We start from the raw sequence: 16,006 nt of genomic DNA, 5'->3' as shown, positions 1-16,006 counted from the left end.
CCGAACCGTTTCCCCCTAATAGGGGGAACGGGAAATTTCGGGAAAGTAGGACCTCCCGAGAATTCCCGTTTCGGGAAAAAACGGGAAATTTCGGGAAAGGCGGAAATTGACGATTGGAGGCTCATGATGATTGATGGCTTGGTCAGCGGGAAGCTGTATGGCAAGCCGGCGGAACGCGCGGGCGCGAGCGGTAGGCCGTTCGTGACGGCAAAGGTTCGCGCTGCCGTTAGCGACGGTGAAGCGCTGTTCGTGAACGTGATTGCATTCTTGGACGACGCGAAGGAAGCTCTGTTGGCGCTCGATGACGGAGATTCCGTTGCGCTGGCCGGTACGCTGACCCCGAAGGTTTGGACCGACCGAAACGGCGACGCTAAACCGGTGCTCGGCATGGTCGCGCACGCGGTGCTGACCGCTTACCACGTGAAGCGCAAGCGGGCCGCTATGCAAGGTTCGAACGACGGCGACGAACGCCGGAGCGGACGCCCGGCTATGGACGCTTCCCGACAAGCAGCGGCGTTCTACAGCGACGACATGTCGGACATGCAGGACGGTTTGTAGACGCGGGGCAGCCCGCACTGTGAAGGTGTTTTCCTTCAATAAATAGGAGTGCAAAATCATGATGAAACGCCCCCTTTCCGAGCGCATGGAAATCCTCGATGCGCTCGTCGCCGATACCGGCCTCGCCGACGAACTCGCGGCGAAACAACGAGCGAAGCTGGATGCGCGTCGCGCCGAACTGGCGCACGAACTCAAGTCGTTGCCCGACCGGAAACGGGAACGGTCCGCGTTGACCAATGAGGCCGAACGCGCGGCGGCTGCCTTCGCTGCCGCGAAAGCGGCATGCTACGAAGCTGAAAAGTCGATGCTCGAAACGCGCGGTCGCCTCGTGGTTTGGACGATGGCCGATAACGGCGCGCGCGAACGCATCCTGACCGAACTCGAACGTACCGCGCCGCCCGAACTCTGCGAGGCGTTGGACGACTTGTCGGACGCGGACGACCTGTTGCGTGCCGCAGTTCGGACCGACGTATTCACGGAGAAAAACTGGCTCGGCGTTCGCGTCGGCAACGTTACGACGAACATGCCCCAAATCAAGGCGGCTCGCGCGAAAATCGCCGAAGCTCAACGGAACATTCGCGCGCTTGTCCACGACGGCTCGATTTCGAGCGGCGAACTGGTATCGCGTGTGCGCGCGTGCGTGGATGAGGCACTTCAGCCGATGTTCGAATTCGTGCCGCGCGAGAAATGGGAGCGTCGCCACTCCCGTCCGCGTGCGGACCTCGTGGCAGAAGTTGGCGGCTGCCAGAGCTAAGCGCTGTTTGGCGGCGCATCGTAGATGCACCGCTAAACTTCGCCCACGACAGAGCGTGTATCGTTCGCTTAAGCGAATGAGTCAGGTTATATCAATGCTCAATTGGCGGAGCAGTTTTGTATTTTATAAACCACCCTCAGATCAGGAACCGTCCAGCGCCTTAGATAATTTCCCCAGCGCAACATCGACAGCACCCAAAACGGTAAGAAATCGATTGGCCCAGTCGAGATTCTTCTCGTCTTCGGCTCGAGCCACGAGCCTCGCTTGAACATCCGATTTATTATTATCTTTTATTTTAAAAGGTTCGAGTTGCCCCGATGCGTCGATAGCATACACGTCGAACCATGAAGGATGGCTTTCGTGTATATCTTTGATCCAGTCATCCGGGAATAGTCCCTCAATCGCAAATCGCGATCTAACCAATACAAAGTGCCTATTCGCCTCGAAAGGTATTTGATGCCCTCCGAAATATTGCTGCAAATCGCGCCACTCCCGCTCACCCGCCTGATCGCCGTCGAATACGGTAACGCAAGCCTTCTCTTTGCGAATGAATTGGTATGTTGCGCGAAGGAATCCGGCAAGATGCTTCACTCCACCGAAGTCCTCAAATTTGGCTTGCCTAAGGTATTCAAACGATTTTTCTTCCGCAGAAATCTTTCCAAGTGCCCATGTAAGTAACGATCGATCTGACGGCCCTTCGACAAAAACATTGTATCTATCAAGATTGTAATAATCGCCAAATCTAATTCCCAGTGCCGATCTGATAGCAGATACGGCTTCGCTAAATGTCTTGTAGCGGAAAATTTCCGTTCGACCCTTTGCGTTTAGTGCGGTTCCGCATACATAGTTTGGATCCTGTGGCACAAAAGCCATCGAATGAGTGGTTTTAACTACGGTCGCATCTTTCGCAAGATTTTCCAGTATTCGATTGCAATTGCTGGCAAGGTGAGGATGTAGGTACGACTCTGGTTCTTCGAGCAACCATAGCGCGGTCCGCCCTTCGTCCACCTCTTGCTTTGTAATCCATCGAAAGGCGGCAAGTAATGCCGTCGTCTGGACGCCCATGCCCTTATCGTGGATTGGAGTTTTTTGCGGATCGGCAATCATGAAGTCGAACCGTGAAACCAATTCCTCGATTGATTTTCCCGGCAACGAAAAGCTGGCACTAAATTCTGACAGGTGTGCTGCTTTCAATTCTTCATTTAAGGCGCTGGCCGCCTCATTTAGGCTCATTTCGATATCTAAAATATGGGGCTCAATTACCTTTGAAACCTTTCTCCTGAGGAACGGCGTGATCAAATCATCGTATATCTGATTTATGCTCTTTGCAGACGGCACGTAGTGCAAGCTAAATCTGCCGAGGAGTTTATTTATTAGAGAGATGTGCGCCCTCGAATATTGGGCGGCTTTTGCATTCGCCTTGGGTCGCTTTATGTTTGGAAAAAAGCTGTAGACAGGGGTATTCGTGTCCGTGAAGTAAAGCGTGAGCGAAATTTGGCTTCCGCTTCTGGTCGTTCCCTGAAGGCCGTGCAGTTCATCTATGCCATCGTAAATATCTTGTTCTAGAGTGGGGTCGCCATCAAATGTGGCGGTTATGCTTGTTCTTGCCTTGCCGACGCCAAAAGTAAGGTCTGTGTCGCGGGCGTATCCGTACGAGTTGCTAATACCCGTGAAAAATACTTGAATGGCGCGCAATATGTTGGTTTTCCCAGAGTTGTTTGGCCCTACAAGGGTCACACTTCCGGGGATCGGGATATGTTGTTCTACCTCGATAGACCTGAAATTGCGAACTCTAATTTCTGTAATTTTCACGGTTGTTATTTTGGCTGGTTGGTCTTTATGGGTTATAAGCCGCCTATCGGATTAGCGTGCGCGGCAATGTGGGCGAATTGATTATGCGCCTGCCGCCGAGTTTAGATCAAGACTACTTCCGCCTCACGCGGCGTAGTCGTTGGCAAACGGTAAGGATGACGGCGAGGTGACTGGCCGGAAACCGTTGCGTCTATGCCCGCAATTGTCACGAAGCACGAGGTTGGGATGGGGGCTGCAATCTGTGGCGCGCGATGTCGCGTGACCGTCAGCAGGACTCGAAATTTTCGAAGCCACTGGCGGAACATTTTTTTGGGGTAGTCATGCCGAGAAAAACAAATGTAGCGAAAGCACTTTCCGGGACTTTGCGTACGGATAGGCTCAAGGGGATTGCGTCCAAACATTTGACCGTAGCGCCGCCGCCGGCAGGTATGTCATCGCGTGCAGCTACGGAATGGGTCCGCGTCGCGCCGCTCGTCGTGAGTTTGGGTCTTCTTAGCGGGTCCGACCTGCGCGCGCTTGAACTGCTCGCCGAAACATTGGCAACGGAGGCGCAGTTGCGCGAGACGCTGGACCGTGAAGGGTTGACGATTGCAACCGGGACCGGCGGAAGCAAGGCGCATCCGGCACTGCGCGCGCTGAGCGATGCGCGCGCCCAAGCGGCCCGGCTACTGGATGCGTTCGGCCTGAGTCCGCGCGGACGGCAAGCTATCGACGCGCCGCCGCCATTGCCGGCTGAAAATCCCTATGCCGCGTTCGTGAAATCGGTTCGACCGCAACGTTGAGCGAACTAGGTTCCGGATTGGTTCCGGCCATCCGCAGAAGCAAAAAGCCCGGTCACAAAAACCGGGCTAACTCATTGATTCTATTGGCCCGCCCTACACGATTCGAACGTGTGACCTACGGCTTAGAAGGCCGTTGCTCTATCCAACTGAGCTAAGGGCGGTCGGGGAGAAAAGACACGGCCGGCACGGGCCGCATTTGACGCAAGGCTTCGATCGACAGCAGAACCACCGAACTCGAAGCCCAGAAGCAAAACGGGCCCGGCATGAAGCCGAGCCCGAAATTATACCCGATCATCGCGTCACATCACGCGAGACGGGCCACCGCAGCATCAAACCGGCTGCGGATGCATCATGAACCAGCCGAGGCAGAACACACCGGCGATCACGCAATACACGCCGAACGAAGCCAGCCGGCCACGCCCTTCGAAATAGCGCATCAGGAACCGCACGCTCAGGTACGCGGCGATCGCCGTCAACACGCCGCCGAGCAGCGCATCGGCGAGCTGGTCACGCGCATGGAACAGCTTCGGCAGCTCAAGCACACCCGCCGCGAAAATGATCGGCGTCCCGAGCAGGAACGAGAATTCCGCGGCCTTCTCCGCCGTCAGCCCCGCCGCATTGCCGGCGATCATCGTCAGCCCGCTGCGCGAGAAGCCCGGAATCAGCGCGCCGATCTGCGCGAGGCCCACGAAGAACGCCTGCTTGAACGTCATCTTCTCCGGCGCCTGATGCGCGCGGCTGCGCTGGATGCGATCGCCGAGCCACAGCAGCACGCCGTTCACGATCAGCGCGATCGCGACGATCCGCAGGTCGTGGAACACGCGCTCGATGCGCTTCTCGAGGAGCAGCCCGACGATGCCGGTCGGGATCGTACCGATGATCAGCGCCCACATCAGGTGCCCGTCGTCGTTCTTGCGGCCGCCGAGCTGCGCGAAGAAGCCGCTGATCAGCGCGATCCAGCGCGCGCGGAAGTACCACAGCAGCGCCAGCGCGGTGCCGAGGTGCAGCGCGACGAGGAACGGCAGCAGTTGCGGTGCGTGCTTGTCGATGTGCATGCCGAACAGCGCCGGCACGAGCAGCGTATGGCCAAGGCTGCTGACGGGGAAGAGTTCGGTGACGCCCTGCAGGACGCTCAGGAATACCAGAAACCAGAGACTCACGCGTCGGTCCTTATAGTGAAGATTGAGCGGGAAGAAAAGCGGACAACGCGATGCGCGTCCGAAAAAACGCGCCCCGATTATGCCGAGCCCGGATTACTGCGCCAAGGCATTTGGCTGGATATTGCGGCAATGCACACAAACGCTTGCAATTTGTAAGCACTCAGAAAGCAAAAAGCCCGCCATTTGCATGGCGGGCCTTTCGACTTCGGCAGGAATTGCCGTCAGCGGCCGAGCTGATAGAAAAATAATACCGTGCTGCCGGTAAACATGCCGAACAGTGCGATACCCATTGCCATTGCCAGATCCATGGCCCCCTCCACGAAGTGTCATGACCCGGCAACATCACCGGTTTAGAGGCATTATCCCGACCGTTGACAGTCTTAAAAACTCGCGATTTCCCGAGAAGGGTTTTCCCCGAGCCGCCACGGCCCGATAATGGAGCGCGCCGTTCCCGTCCACCCGCCCAACCCGATTCGCCATGCCGACCTTCCAGCAACACGACATTCACGAACTTCACGCCGGCCCGTCGCTCGTCCGGGTCGCTCCGCAATTCGGCGGACGCCTGCTGTCATGGCATGTCGACGGCGAGCCGGTAATCTTCTGGCCGGAAACGGCCGACTGGAGCAACCTCGCGCGCGTGCGCGGCGGCAACCCGCTGCTGTTCCCGTTCCTTGGACGTCACCGCGTCGACGGCGAACTCGGCCGCTGGCGCGACGCCGCCGGCGTGGTGCGCGACCTGCCGATGCACGGCTTCGCGCGCGACCTGCCGTTCGCCGCGCAACCGTCGGCCGATGGCACCGCGCTGTCGATGACGCTCGACGCGACCGATGCGCTGCGCGCGAGCTACCCGTTCGACTTCCGGTTCGAAACGACCTATCGGCTGGCCGACTCGCACACGCTCGAAGTCGCGCTGACGACGACCAATCGCGGCGACACGCCGCTGCCCTATTACGCCGGCCACCATTTCTATTTCGCGCTGCCGCACGGCGAACGCGCCGAAACCACGCTCGAACTGCCGCCGACGCATCGTTGCGCGCAGCAGGCGGACGGTTCGATCAGCACGCCCGAACCGGGTGAAGCCCGCTATCAGCTCGACAACCCGGACATCCTCGACCGCTTCCACTGCCTCGACGGCGTGCCAGGCACGCCGGTGCGCATCGTGATGCCGGGCCGCCGCCGCACGATCGAGATCGCGCTCGACGTGCCGGGCTCGATCCCGTGGTACGCGGTCACGACCTGGACCGAAAAACCGGATTCGGACTTCTATTGCGTCGAACCGTGGCTCGGCCTGCCGGATGCTATCCACAACGGCCTCGGGCTGCGCACGCTCGCGCCGGGCGCGACCGAAACCGCCACGCTGCGGATTCGCGTCCTCCCGCTCGCCGGCTGATACGCCCGGCCGACACGTCAATTCGCGGCGCGCCGAACCGGCGCGCGACGGCCCCGGCAACGGCCCAAACTGCGGTGTGCGGGTCGAACCCGTTAAAATCGGACGTTTTGTGTTACCTGCCGCGTCATGAGCGGCAGGGTTTTGCGAGGTTCAATGTTCGGAACAACAACGAAGCGACTCTTCGCAGCCGCCTGCGCCGCCCTGCTGGTCGCGTGCGGCTCCGCGCCTGTCGGCCCCGGGTTCTATCGCGTCGAGCGCGGCGATACGCTCTACAAGATCGCGCGCGACAACCGCACGTCGGTATCGAACGTCGTGCGCTGGAACCAGATGACGAACCCCGATGCGATCGAAGTCGGCCAGGTACTGCGCGTCGCGCCGCCGCCCGGCACGACCACCGCATCGACGCCGTCGACGACCGGCACCGGCAGTGCCGGCCGGGCGCGCCCCGCGCCTTCCGCACCGGTTGAATCGGCCGTCAAGCCGGCGACGAGCATCGCGCTGATCTGGCCGGCAGCGGGCAACGTGGTCCGCACGTTCGACGGCTCGAAATCGAAGGGCGTCGACATCGCGAACTCGCCGGGCACGCCGGTGGTCGCGGCCGCGCCGGGGGTGGTGGTTTATGCGGGTAACGGGCTGCGCGGCTACGGCAACCTGATCATCCTCAAGCACAACGCCGATTACCTGACCGCCTACGCGCACAACCGCGCGCTGCTGGTGAAGGAAGGCCAGTCGGTCACGCAGGGGCAGTCGATCGCCGAGATGGGCAACAGCGACAGCGATCGCGTCGCGCTGCATTTCGAGTTGCGCTACGGCGGCCGGTCGATCGACCCATCACGCTACCTGCCGGCGCGCTGAGCGCCCGATGGGCGACACGCGATGCCGGCGCGCATCGCGTGCCGTCGCGGTGAAAATCGGGAAAGGTGATGTCAGCGCTTGCGCAGACGTCCGGTGAAACGGCCGGACAACGGATCGATGTGACGGGCAAACGCTACCAGTACACCGATTCCGATCAGGCTGAACCCCGCAGCTATCAAAAGCAAATCCATGGTCACACACTGATTTTTTCGTGATCTTATGCGTCATTGTGGAATCGTGCACTGAGCCGAGGCGATTGGACGAGTACGAAGATTCCCTACCCTCAGACGCCATTGTGGATTCGTCTGCGTGAAATCCTGATGTAAGCCGTTCGTCCGACACCACGTTCGTCCCCAGGAGACACCTCGATGCTGCCCGCCGCCGACCGCTACGACGACCTGCTCTCCCGCTTCGCGTGGGACGTTCCGGCGCGCTACAACATCGGCGTGGATGCCTGCGACAAATGGGCCGACGGCAGCGGACGCCTCGCGCTGATCCACGAAACGGCGCAAGGCGACGTTTTTCGGATCACGTTCGACGACCTGAGGAATGCTTCTAACCGGCTCGCGAACAGCTTCGTGCGCGCCGGCCTGCAGCGCGGCGACCGCATCGGCATCTTTCTCGCCCAGGGCCCCGAAACGGCCGTCGCGCACCTCGCCGCCTACAAGCTCGGCGCGATCGCGGTGCCGCTCTTCACGTTGTTCGGTGTCGATGCGCTCGAATACCGGCTCGCGAACAGCGAAGCGGCTGCGCTCGTCACCGACGCGGCCGGCTACGCGAAAATCGCACCGCTGCGCGCGCGGCTGCCGGCACTGCAAACCGTCTACTGCATCGGCGACGATGCCCCTGACACGCCGGGCGTGCTGCGCTACGACGCGGCGCTCGCCGCCGAAATACCCGACTTCGTGCCGGCCGATACGGCCGCCGACGATCCCGCGGTCATCATCTATACGTCCGGCACGACGGGCAAACCGAAAGGCGCACTGCACGCGCATCGCGTGCTGCTCGGCCACCTGCCGGGCGTCGAGATGTCGCAGCAGTGCTTCCCGCGCGACGCACGCCTGTTCTGGACGCCCGCCGACTGGGCATGGATCGGCGGCCTGCTCGACGTGCTGCTGCCGTCATGGCATCACGGCGTGCCCGTGCTCGCCCGCCGCTTCGAGAAATTCGACGGCGATGCGGCGTTCGCGCTGATGGCCCGCCACGGCGTCACCCACGCGTTCCTGCCGCCCACCGCGCTGAAGCTGATGCGCACCGTCCCGGCACCGCGCGAACGCTATGCGCTTTCGCTGAAATCCGTCGCGAGCGGCGGAGAATCGCTCGGCACCGAACTGACGGCCTGGGGGCGCGACGCGCTCGGCGTGACGATCAACGAGTTCTACGGGCAGACCGAGTGCAACATGGTGCTGTCGTCGTGCGCGGCACTGTTCGATGCGCAGCCCGGCGCAATCGGCAAGGCGGTGCCCGGCCATGCGGTCGCGATCGTCGATGCGGACGGCACGCCGCTGCCGCCCGGCGTCGAAGGGCGCATCGCGGTGCGCCGCCCCGACCCGGTGATGTTCCTCGAATACTGGCGCAATGCCGACGCGACGCGCGACAAGTTCGCGGGCGACTACCTGCTCACCGGCGATACGGGCACGATCGACGCCGACGGCTTCGTGCGCTTCGTCGGCCGCGACGACGACGTGATCACGAGCGCCGGCTACCGGATCGGCCCGGGCCCGATCGAGGACTGCCTGCTCACGCATCCGGCGGTGCGGATGGCGGCCGTCGTCGGCGTGCCCGATGCAACGCGCACCGAGATCGTCAAGGCGTTCGTCGTGCTGAATCCCGGCCACACCGGCGACGATGCGCTCGTGCAGGCGCTACAGGCGCACGTGCGCACGCGCCTCGCGGCGCACGAGTATCCGCGCGCGATCGCGTTCGTCGACAGCCTGCCGATGACCGCGACCGGCAAGATCGTGCGCCGCGCGCTGCGCGACGCGTAGGCCGGCGCCACCCGCGCCGCCCGCCCGGCCGGATGGTTTATAGTGGCGCCACCACGCAGTCTTTCCAAGAAAACGATGTCCTCTGATCACCACTCCGACGCGAGCGCGTCGCATAGCCCGCTCTACGCCAAACTCCTCGGCGAAACCGCCAAGATCGACTGGTGCGATCTCGAACGCTTCTTCGCGCAGGGCAAGCTGCTGTCCGTCGCGCGCGACCTCGATCTCGTCAGCGTCGCGGAAGCGGTTGCCGGCGACGATGCCGAGCAGGTCACGCGCTGGCTGTCGGCTGGCCTCGTCGCACGCATGCCGGCCGAAACCGCCGCCGATTATGCGGCGCGCAACCCGGAGCTGTGGGCGGTCGTCGTATCGCCGTGGGTCTGTGTGCAGGAACGCGCCTGACGCGTCCGCCATGTCCGAATCCGCGTTACCGCACGGGGCCGGCACGGCCGCCGTCACGCATCGGCGCGTCCTCGCACTCGCATTCCCGATCGTCCTCGCAAACCTGACCCAGCCGATCCTCGGCGCCGTCGACACGGCCGTTGCCGGCCACCTCGACGGCGCGCAGTATCTCGGCGGCGTCGCGCTCGGCGGACTGTTCTTCAATTTCGTGTTCTGGGGGTTCGGTTTCCTGCGGATGGGGACGACCGGCCTCGTCGCGCAGGCGCACGGTGCCGGCGACGCCGCCGGGATCCGCCTGAACCTGCTGCGCGCGTTGATCGTCGCGTTCGCGCTCGGCGCCGCGGTGCTGGCGCTGCAGGTGCCGCTCCTGTCATTTGCGCTGTCCGCGCTCGGCGGCAGCGATGCCGTCCGCGCAACAGCGCTTGCCTACAGTCACGCGCGGATCTGGAGCGCGCCGTTCGCGCTCGCGAACTACGTCGTGCTCGGCTACCTGCTCGGTATGCAGCGCGTGCGGCTCGCACTCGTGGCGCAGGTGTTCATCAATGCGGTGAACATCGGTGCCGTGCTGCTTTATGTGTATGGCTTCGGCTGGGGCATTGCCGGCATCGGCGCCGCGACGGCCACCGCAGACGCATGCGGTTTCGCGCTCGGCGCATGGATGCTGTGGCGGCTGCGGCCGCAGGGCCTTGCGCCGATCGCGGTACGTGCGCTCGCCGATCGCGTCGCGCTCAAGCGGCTGATCGTGCTCAACCGCGACATCTTCCTGCGCACGCTGTGCCTGCTCGGCGCATTCGGCTGGTTCGCGCACCTCGGTGCGAAACAGGGCGATGCGACGCTCGCGGCAAACGCGCTGCTGCTGAATTTCCAGACCTTCATGGCATACGGCCTCGACGGCTTCGCGCATGCGGCCGAAGCGCTCGTCGGCGCGGCGGCCGGCGCGCGCGACCGCCGCGCGTTCCGGCAGGCCGTGCGCGTCACGCTGTTCTGGTCGGCGCTCGGCGCGCTGCTGTTCGCGCTCGTGTACTGGGCCGCCGGCGGCTGGATCGTCGCGCGGCTGACCGACCAGGCCGAAATCCGCGAAGTGGCGCTGCGCTACCTGCCGTGGGCCGCGATTTCGCCGATCGTATCGGTCTGGGGCTTCCTGCTCGACGGCGTTTTCATCGGCGCCACGCAGACGCAATCGCTGATGCGTGCGATGGTCGCGTCGCTCTCGATCTTCGTCGTGGCCACGCTCGCCGCCGTCGGCACGTTCGGCAATCACGGCCTCTGGTTCGCGCTGCTGCTGTTCATGGCCGCGCGCGGCGCGACGCTGGCGCGCTATCTGCCGGGGCTGTTGCGGCGCATCGGCACCGACGCGCCCGCGGCCCGCGCCTGACGGCGGGCCGTAGCGGCCGTTACTGCGCGGGTTTCGGCGGCGGCGCGTCGAGCATCGACGGCGGCGTCATGTCGGTCGGCACGCCGTGATAGTCGGCCGGATCTTCCGGCGGGTGGCCGCGACGGGCCTGATGCGGATCGCTGGTACAGCCGGCGAGGAAAGATGCGGCCAGCACGGCCAGCATGAAACGGTTCATCGGGTATGGCTCCGGAAATCGGCGCGCCCATCGCACGCCCGAACCGCGCCGAGTCTAGCGGAAATCCCGTTTCAGAGTCGCACCGCGCATGTCCTACTATGTACGCATGGCGCTGTGCCGTGGAAAGGAGGCTGCCATGTCGTCTGAAGAAATTGCCGGCCTGATCGGCCTGTTCATCGGTCTGATGGTGCTCGTCGCCCTGTCGTTCTTCGAGTCGCGCGAATACAAGCGCAGCCATGGCGGCGAAGGGATGATCCATCACTGGATGGCCGAACACCACCTGCTCGACTGGCGGCGCAAGCACTAAGCGCGCCGCTGCCGTCCGGCCCTCCTCCGGGCCGTTCACGAACGTACCGTCCCGCGGCACGCCGGTGATCGCGTATCGCCGAAATTAACAGGGCCAAATTCACACACGCTGGTCAGAAGGACGAACGCCGTCGCGCGGCGCATGCCACGCGACGGCGTCCGCTTGCGCGCGCCCGGACGGGCGCACGCGGTTCAGACGGCTCAGCCCAGAAAGTGGCGGGCGTAGCGCGCGTTGATATCGGACAGGCGGAACAGCGTCAGGAAATCCGCGCAGTTGAAGTCGGGATCCCAGGCCGGCGCACCGCAGATCTTCGCGCCGAGGCGCAGGTAACCCTTGATCAGCGGCGGCGGCGCCACGACGGTGCCCGTCTGCAGTTCGTCGACCGGCAGGGCCGTGTGCGGGAACGCGCGATATTCGGGCGCCGTCAGCGAGCCTGCCGACAGCGACTGGTACAGGTTCGCCGCATAGTGGCCGCCGTCGGCCATCGACACGCTCGCGCAGCCGAGCATCGTCTCGTAGCCGTTCTGCATCATGTAAGCGCCAAGGCCGCCCCACAGCGCCATGATGACGGCGCCGCTGCGGTAGTCGCTGTGCACGCACGAGCGGCCAACCTCGACCATCTTGCCGCGCAGGTGCGTGAGGCGCGACAGGTCGAATTCGCCTTCGGCGTAAAGGCGGCCAACACGCGCCGCCTGGTGCGGCGGCAGCACGCGGTACGTGCCGACGACCTTCAGGGTGTCGAGATCGCGCACCAGCAGGTGGTCGCAGTACGCGTCGAACGGATCGACGTCGAGACCGGAGGGGCCGCTGACCTGCGCGCCCATCTCTTCGGCGAACACGCTGTAACGCAGGCGCTGGGCTTCGCGCAATTCGTCTTCCGTACGCGCCCACGCGGCGCGCAGGCGATACTCCGATGTGACGGTTTCAGCAGCACGCGGCAGGTGGCGCCGCGACGTGTCGAGGGGCAGCGAGGCAAAAGGGAGCGTAGGCGTCGGCAGTTCTCGCATTAGGCTTTCCTGGTCGTAAGGAATAGGACGACATGCCCGCCAATGTAGTAATCGGCCGTGACCGTTATGTGGCACGACCGTGTCCTTTCAATGACGTGTCGCCGAATTGACTTTAGCAGAAAGCTTGCGGAACCGTATGATGAATCCCTTCAAAGCCCTTCTGGCGGGCCTCACAGCAGGTCGGGCGTCAGTACCGCCCGCAGCACGGCCTGCCGGCTGCCGTCACGCGTGCGGCTCGCGAGCCACACGATTCCCCCCTTCTTGACGCTCCAGCTGTCATCGCCGCCGGCGATCAGCTGGGCGGCGACGCTGCCGAGCGTCGGCTGGTGCCCGACGATCACGACCGTCGGCGCAATGCCTTCCGGCCAGCCGGCCGCCGCCAGCACGTCGTCGACGCTGCCGCCCGGCGCCAGCGCGTCGACCGTCCGGTACTGGTCGGTCAGCGCCTCGACGGTCTGCACGGTGCGGGCCGCCGGGCTCGCGAGGATCACGGCGTTCGTCTCGAGGCGGCCACGCAGCCATTTGGCCATCGCCTGCGCGTCCTTGCGGCCCCGCACTGTCAACTGGCGCGCGAGATCGCTCGTCGCGTAGTCTTCGGCTTCGGCGTGGCGCCACAGGATCAGGTTCATCATGATGTTCTCCTTGCTTCGGCGAGCGCCCCGCGCCCATGCGTCCGGGCCCGCCGATTACGGTGCGAATTGTCGCAAATGCGGACGGTTCAACGCCGCGGCATTTGCCCGCATATAGGGATTGACCGGATCGGATATTCAACGATACAATCTTTGGCTCGTCGGAGCGTAGCGCAGCCTGGTAGCGCATCTGATTTGGGATCAGAGGGTCGTAGGTTCGAATCCTATCGCTCCGACCAAAGGAATCAAGGGGTTACGGTTAAACACCGTAGTCCCTTTTCCGTTTCTGGGCCCGTTGAGTGTCGGCCGGGATTCCCGGCTCGCAGCGCCTAAGTTCATTGTAGGGATCAATTGGGGCAGCGACGCTACAACGATCCACGCAGCTCCCCGGCGGCCATTTTTCGACGGTAAGCACAAAGCAAACGGCTGATGGCCTTTCGCTTTCAGTGCAGGAAAGACTGGCTGGAAATGATTGAGCGGCCGCCTGGCCGGCCCGTCGGGTTGTCGATGGATGCGGAGCCACGCGCCACCCGCGGCCCGCATACGGCACTTGCAGGAACACGCGATAATGCGCGTGGACAACCTGCATCCGCGCATGAAAAACAACATTCTCAAAACCGCCCTGTGCGCATCGGTGCTCGCGCTGGCGACTGCCGGCACCGCGTCGGCCAAAGCGCTCGACGACGCACTCGACTGCCACTCGACCGGCCACAAATTCGTCGCACCGCTGCTCGCCGCCGGCGACATCCAGTCGGAACCGATGCACGTCGAATCGAACTCGGTCAACGCATTCCGCACGAGCCACGCGCTGACGGCGTACGGCTTCGGCGTGTATGTCGTACTCGGATACCAGGCGAACGACCCGATCTTCCGCCCTGGCGACGGCACGCCGATCGGCGACTGGGCCTACGGCGTCGTGGTACGCGGCACGAAGAGTTCGGTGGAGGAAGCCGTGCGCAAGGCCGGCAGCGACGCGACCGTCAAGCAGGCGTTTCCGTTCCTGACAGCGATCGTCTGTTCGTCGGACTGAGGGGCCGTCAGGACGATCACGCGGCATTCATGAGGGGCACCCCAAGCCATCCTGCTGCCCGGCCCCTCCCAGCCCCGCCATCAACCTTTTACGCGCCGGTATACACCACGCGATACGGGATACCGACCTTCTCCCACTCGGCCGCCTCCTGGCTGAGGCTGTAGTCGGTCAGCGGGTTCTGCTCGACCCACGCGCTCGGCAGGCGCACTTCATACCCGCCCTTCTTCATCTGCGAAACGGAAATATCGGGCAGCCCGGCATCGGTCCGGCGCCGGCACAGCAGCGCCGCGAGCCGCAGGCAGAACAGCAGCGGCCACTCGACCTCGCGCGCCTGCGACAGCTTCCCGAGCTTGCCCGCGTGACCGAGCACGAGCGCCGCGAGGCGTGCCTGGTCGGTGCGTGAAAAACCGGGCATGTCCGCGTTGCTCGCGATATAGGCCGAATGCTTGTGATACGCGCTGTGCGAGATCGACAGACCGATCTCGTGCAACGCGGCCGCCCATCCGAGGAACATCCGCCCCTCCTCGCGCGCTTCTTCGTCGGCCTCTTCGAGTTCGTCGTAGAAACGACCCGCCAGCGCGCCGATCCGCTCGGCCTGCGCACGATCGACACCGTAGCGGCGCGTGAAGCCCTCGACGGTCACCGCGCGCATGTCCTCGTGCTGCGTCCGACCCAGCAGGTCGTACAGCACACCAAGGCGCAACGCGCCGTCGGTCGTATCGACGTAGTCGACACCAAGCTCCTCGAACACCGCGAGCATGATCGCGAGGCCGCCCGCGAGCACCGGCACGCGGTCAGGCTTCAGCGCGATCAGCTTCAGCCGGTTGACGTTCTCCGACTTGATCAGCGCACGCTTCAAGCGCTCGAGGCCGCCGCGCGAAATGCCGTGCGTGATGCCCGGATCGTTGAAGCCGTTCGCCTCGACGAGCTCCGCGAGCGCACGTGCGGTGCCGGACGAACCGATCGCCTGGTCCCACCCGGCCTTCTTGTACTCGCTCGAAATGATCTGGATCTCGCGCTTGGCCGCGAGTTCGGCCTGCCGCATCGTGTATTCGTCGACGTTGCCGGCCGGGAAGAAGGTGCGGCTGTGGCTCACGCAACCGATATAGAGGCTCTCCATCACGATCGGCGTGTAGTGCGAGCCGATGATGAATTCGGTGGAGCCGCCGCCGATGTCGACGACGAGCCGCTTGCCAGCGCTCGCCGGCACCGAGTGCGCGGCGCCCGCGTAGATCAGACGCGCCTCTTCACGGCCTGCAATCACTTCGATCGGGAATCCGAGCGCCGCTTCGGCCTCGCCGAGAAATTCGCCCGCGTTCTTCGCGACACGCAGCGTGTTGGTCGCTACCGCGCGCACATGATCGGGATGGAAATCGCGCAGGCGCTCGCCGAACCGCTTGAGCGCCTCCCAGCCACGCTCCTGCGACGCGCGATCGAGCATCTTGTCGCTCGACAGGCCCGCGGCCAGCCGGACGGGCTCGCGCAGCGCGTCGACGGGATAGATCTGGCTGCCCGCCGGCGTTTCCTCGACACGCCCGACGATCAGCCGGAAGCTGTTCGAGCCGAGATCCACGGCAGCCAGCAAGTGGGGGGTTGTAACCATCAGAAGGGGGCTCCGTGCGCGTTCGCCCGCGGCGGCCGGTGCGACAGCCGTGGGTGATCAATCAAAGGCGACATTTTAAGCGTGGAACGCTTGCCATTGCCACGCTTCACGGGCATGCACTCCGCTCGTTTGCATATCGTCGAAACATTTATGAGACGAAA

General features: G+C 63.6%; 16 protein-coding genes and 2 tRNA genes. 11 read left to right on the top strand and 7 right to left on the bottom strand.

Going from position 1 to position 16,006, the window contains the following annotated elements:
* Nucleotides 1–126: 126 nt before the first annotated feature.
* Together BCO18175_RS19440 and BCO18175_RS19435 are read left to right on the top strand one after the other, a co-directional pair.
* A complete protein-coding gene (locus BCO18175_RS19440; RefSeq protein WP_174983460.1) occupies nucleotides 127–558 on the top strand; it encodes a single-stranded DNA-binding protein in 432 nt (143 codons plus the stop codon).
* Between the two features lie 58 nt (nucleotides 559–616).
* Complete coding sequence (locus tag BCO18175_RS19435; protein ID WP_174983250.1) at nucleotides 617–1,312, top strand: hypothetical protein; 696 nt, start codon at nucleotides 617–619, stop codon at nucleotides 1,310–1,312.
* 141 nt (nucleotides 1,313–1,453) lie between these two features.
* Here BCO18175_RS19435 and BCO18175_RS19430 read toward each other — a convergent pair whose 3' ends face one another.
* On the bottom strand, nucleotides 1,454–3,124 hold the full coding sequence (locus tag BCO18175_RS19430; protein ID WP_174983248.1) for an ATP-dependent nuclease: 1,671 nt from the start codon (nucleotides 3,122–3,124) through the stop codon (nucleotides 1,454–1,456).
* Between the two features lie 251 nt (nucleotides 3,125–3,375).
* Here BCO18175_RS19430 and BCO18175_RS19425 point away from each other — a divergent pair, with 251 nt between their 5' ends.
* Entirely contained in the window at nucleotides 3,376–3,906 is a 531-nt protein-coding gene (locus BCO18175_RS19425; protein ID WP_254608128.1) for a phage terminase small subunit P27 family, read from the top strand.
* Nucleotides 3,907–3,990: 84 nt separating this feature from the next.
* Here BCO18175_RS19425 and BCO18175_RS19420 read toward each other — a convergent pair.
* Nucleotides 3,991–4,067, bottom strand: a tRNA-Arg gene (locus BCO18175_RS19420).
* Between the two features lie 168 nt (nucleotides 4,068–4,235).
* Nucleotides 4,236–5,066 (bottom strand): undecaprenyl-diphosphate phosphatase, encoded by an 831-nt coding sequence (locus tag BCO18175_RS19415; RefSeq protein ID WP_043182315.1) that lies wholly within the window; start codon nucleotides 5,064–5,066, stop codon nucleotides 4,236–4,238.
* 478 nt (nucleotides 5,067–5,544) lie between these two features.
* Between BCO18175_RS19415 and BCO18175_RS19410 the strand changes: the two genes are divergently transcribed.
* From BCO18175_RS19410 to BCO18175_RS19390, 5 genes are all read left to right on the top strand, one after another.
* Complete coding sequence (locus BCO18175_RS19410) at nucleotides 5,545–6,456, top strand: aldose epimerase (RefSeq protein WP_174983246.1); 912 nt, start codon at nucleotides 5,545–5,547, stop codon at nucleotides 6,454–6,456.
* A gap of 153 nt (nucleotides 6,457–6,609) precedes the next feature.
* Nucleotides 6,610–7,311, top strand: a complete 702-nt coding sequence (locus BCO18175_RS19405) for a peptidoglycan DD-metalloendopeptidase family protein (protein ID WP_174969454.1) — start codon at nucleotides 6,610–6,612, stop codon at nucleotides 7,309–7,311.
* Nucleotides 7,312–7,679: 368 nt separating this feature from the next.
* Nucleotides 7,680–9,299 (top strand): acyl-CoA synthetase, encoded by a 1,620-nt coding sequence (locus tag BCO18175_RS19400; protein ID WP_174983244.1) that lies wholly within the window; start codon nucleotides 7,680–7,682, stop codon nucleotides 9,297–9,299.
* A 75-nt stretch (nucleotides 9,300–9,374) separates the two neighbouring features.
* Nucleotides 9,375–9,698, top strand: coding sequence for a DUF2288 domain-containing protein (locus BCO18175_RS19395; RefSeq protein WP_174915298.1), 324 nt, complete (start codon nucleotides 9,375–9,377; stop codon nucleotides 9,696–9,698).
* Between the two features lie 10 nt (nucleotides 9,699–9,708).
* Complete coding sequence (locus tag BCO18175_RS19390; protein ID WP_174983242.1) at nucleotides 9,709–11,073, top strand: MATE family efflux transporter; 1,365 nt, start codon at nucleotides 9,709–9,711, stop codon at nucleotides 11,071–11,073.
* Nucleotides 11,074–11,092: 19 nt separating this feature from the next.
* Here BCO18175_RS19390 and BCO18175_RS19385 read toward each other — a convergent pair whose 3' ends face one another.
* Nucleotides 11,093–11,269, bottom strand: coding sequence for a hypothetical protein (locus BCO18175_RS19385; RefSeq protein ID WP_174915296.1), 177 nt, complete (start codon nucleotides 11,267–11,269; stop codon nucleotides 11,093–11,095).
* Between the two features lie 136 nt (nucleotides 11,270–11,405).
* On the opposite strand from BCO18175_RS19385, the gene BCO18175_RS19380 reads away from it, so the two are divergent.
* Complete coding sequence (locus tag BCO18175_RS19380; protein ID WP_165765590.1) at nucleotides 11,406–11,576, top strand: hypothetical protein; 171 nt, start codon at nucleotides 11,406–11,408, stop codon at nucleotides 11,574–11,576.
* A 200-nt stretch (nucleotides 11,577–11,776) separates the two neighbouring features.
* On the opposite strand, the gene BCO18175_RS19375 is transcribed toward BCO18175_RS19380, so the two are convergent.
* Both BCO18175_RS19375 and sixA read right to left on the bottom strand, forming a co-directional pair.
* The gene (locus BCO18175_RS19375) at nucleotides 11,777–12,583 is read right to left on the bottom strand and encodes a GNAT family N-acetyltransferase (protein WP_011351620.1); all 807 of its coding nucleotides are present in this window, start codon (nucleotides 12,581–12,583) and stop codon (nucleotides 11,777–11,779) included.
* Nucleotides 12,584–12,753: 170 nt separating this feature from the next.
* The gene (sixA, locus tag BCO18175_RS19370) at nucleotides 12,754–13,215 is read right to left on the bottom strand and encodes a phosphohistidine phosphatase SixA (RefSeq protein ID WP_174975777.1); all 462 of its coding nucleotides are present in this window, start codon (nucleotides 13,213–13,215) and stop codon (nucleotides 12,754–12,756) included.
* 159 nt (nucleotides 13,216–13,374) lie between these two features.
* Here sixA and BCO18175_RS19365 point away from each other — a divergent pair.
* Nucleotides 13,375–13,451, top strand: a tRNA-Pro gene (locus BCO18175_RS19365).
* Between the two features lie 356 nt (nucleotides 13,452–13,807).
* Nucleotides 13,808–14,242 carry a hypothetical protein gene (locus BCO18175_RS19360; protein WP_174915274.1) on the top strand — a complete coding sequence of 145 codons (435 nt, stop codon included), beginning with the start codon at nucleotides 13,808–13,810 and terminating at the stop codon, nucleotides 14,240–14,242.
* 88 nt (nucleotides 14,243–14,330) lie between these two features.
* Here BCO18175_RS19360 and ppx read toward each other — a convergent pair whose 3' ends face one another.
* A complete protein-coding gene (gene ppx / locus BCO18175_RS19355; RefSeq protein WP_046545374.1) occupies nucleotides 14,331–15,845 on the bottom strand; it encodes an exopolyphosphatase in 1,515 nt (504 codons plus the stop codon).
* Between the last annotated feature and the right edge of the window lie 161 nt (nucleotides 15,846–16,006).

It is taken from the genome of Burkholderia lata, assembly GCF_902499335.1.
Classification (GTDB): Bacteria; Pseudomonadota; Gammaproteobacteria; order Burkholderiales; family Burkholderiaceae; genus Burkholderia; species Burkholderia lata_B.
This window is presented reverse-complemented; position numbering and strand designations above follow the sequence as displayed.